This window comes from Bradyrhizobium sp. 142 (assembly GCF_023074015.1).
GTDB lineage: Bacteria > Pseudomonadota > Alphaproteobacteria > Rhizobiales > Xanthobacteraceae > Bradyrhizobium.
Window position 1 is genome coordinate 1 of record NZ_JADPKQ010000067.1, and the last position, 1,790, is coordinate 1,790.

Sequence of the window (1,790 nt, forward strand, 5' to 3'; positions counted from 1 at the left end):
CAACCAAGCGGCGCTCCTCTCGCCCTCCTCTGGATGGCCGCCCGAAGCCCTCTTCAGGAAGCGGGCCAGTGCGGCTTTTCGTGAATCCCGCGTAGGCGGCCTGCTTGAACTCGATGCCGTCAAGCAGTTCCTGAACGTCGCCGGAAATCGTATCCGCAGCCATGATGAGCGCTGTATCAAGCGTATGGATGTATTCGCTCGTTACCGAACCCTTGGCATGGCCCATGCAAGCTCGAGACGTGGCTGCGGATCGCCGGCATTCCCTACGAAGTCGCGGTCACGACGAATCCGCGCAAGGGACCGCGAGGCAAACTGCCATTCGTCGACGACGGCGGCGTGATCGTCGCGGATACGACGATCATCATCGACCGCGCACGCGCGGCGTCGATCTCGACGCCGACCTGAACCCATCACAGCGCGCCGTCGCCCTGCTGGTCCAGCGCACGCTGGAGGAGCACTACGCGTTCGTTCTGGCCTACACGCATCTGATCCGCGAGGAAGGTCAACGTCACACCAACGCTTCGATGCGCTGCCGACGCTGGTGCGTCCCCTGGTATCGCATCTCGTGGCGAAGCAGGTCGGCAAAATACTCTGGTTCCAGGGACTCACCGAAGAGATCGTGGAATCGGCGCTGCGCGACTGGCGTGCGGTGCTGACCGTGATAGGCCCCGGTCCGTACTTCTACGGCGACACGCCGTCGAGCATTGACGCCGTGGTCTTCGGTTACGCTCGCCTCTTCGGTGCTCACTCCGATCGACACGCCCATCCGATCGTATCTGCGATCGCAACCCGGGTGTCTCGACTACGCGGAGCGGATGCGCGCCCGGTTCTTTCCGGATCTCTTGACGGCGCCGAATGTCATGAAGCGAGCCCATGATTCTACGCCAGTTCCTGCATAGCGATCCGGTCGGCATCTCCTACCTCTTCGGCTGCGGCGGCAAGGCTACGGGTGCCGTAGTTGATCCGGTTGGCGACATTCAGCCCTACCTGAAGGCTGCCGACAATACCGGCATGCGGATACATTTCGTCATCGACACGCATGTCCATGCCGACCACCTGTCGGCGGGCCGGGCTCTTGCCGCCGCGGCGGGGGCCGAATACGTCCTCTCGGCAGATGCGGCGGTCTCGTTCCCATACAAGGCGGTGTGCGATGGCGACGTTCTTCCGCTTGGTAACGTCTCGGCAACGGTGCTGCACACGCCAGAGCATATCTGCATTCTCGTGACGGACCGGACGCGCGCCGACGACCCGTGGTTCGTGTTGACCGGCCACACCCTGATGGTCGGCGATCTCGGCCGCACTGAACTTGCCGCGAACGCCGAGGAAGGTTCACGGCAATTGTTCCGAAGCGTGCACCGGCTGAAGGAGCTTCCCGAGTATGTCGATGTGTTGCCTGGAGCCTATGCTGGCTCAGTTTGCGGCCGGCGGCTGAGTGGCAAGCCATGGTCCACCATCGGCTTCGAGAAGCGGAATAATCAGGCATTCAAGATCGCGGACGAAGCCGAGTTCGTTCGATTCATGACCGCCGAGATTCCGCCGGCACCACCGGAGGCAGCGAAGATCAGGGCAGCCAATTCAGGCATGACAGCTGCCGCTGCGTGATCCGATGACTGAAGGTAACCGGTATGAGCTCCCACGTCTGCGGTGATCAGCGGGCGCGAGCGTAGCGGATCGGCATCCAGTATTGGCGGATGGCCTCGACGGCCGCTGGAAGATCGGCGTGGGCGTTGCGCAGAAAATCCCTGGTCTCGCGCCCGCTTCGTGGCGGTCCGAGCAGCGGCCGGCCCTGA

At 63.0% G+C, this 1,790-nt stretch carries 2 protein-coding genes and 1 pseudogene; 2 read left to right on the plus strand and 1 reads right to left on the minus strand.

The genetic code is table 11. The features are described from left to right. Positions 1 to 232 (minus strand): annotated as a pseudogene (locus IVA82_RS07300) (integrase); the annotation flags it as partial. Between the two features lie 333 nt (positions 233 to 565). Here IVA82_RS07300 and IVA82_RS07305 point away from each other — a divergent pair. Beyond that, positions 566 to 877: a glutathione S-transferase C-terminal domain-containing protein gene (locus IVA82_RS07305; protein WP_247385879.1), complete on the plus strand. Its 312-nt coding sequence runs from the start codon at positions 566 to 568 to the stop codon at positions 875 to 877. Further along, positions 874 to 1,602 (plus strand): MBL fold metallo-hydrolase, encoded by a 729-nt coding sequence (locus IVA82_RS07310; RefSeq protein ID WP_247385878.1) that lies wholly within the window; start codon positions 874 to 876, stop codon positions 1,600 to 1,602. Before IVA82_RS07305 ends, IVA82_RS07310 begins: the two co-directional genes overlap by 4 nt. Positions 1,603 to 1,790: the final 188 nt, after the last annotated feature.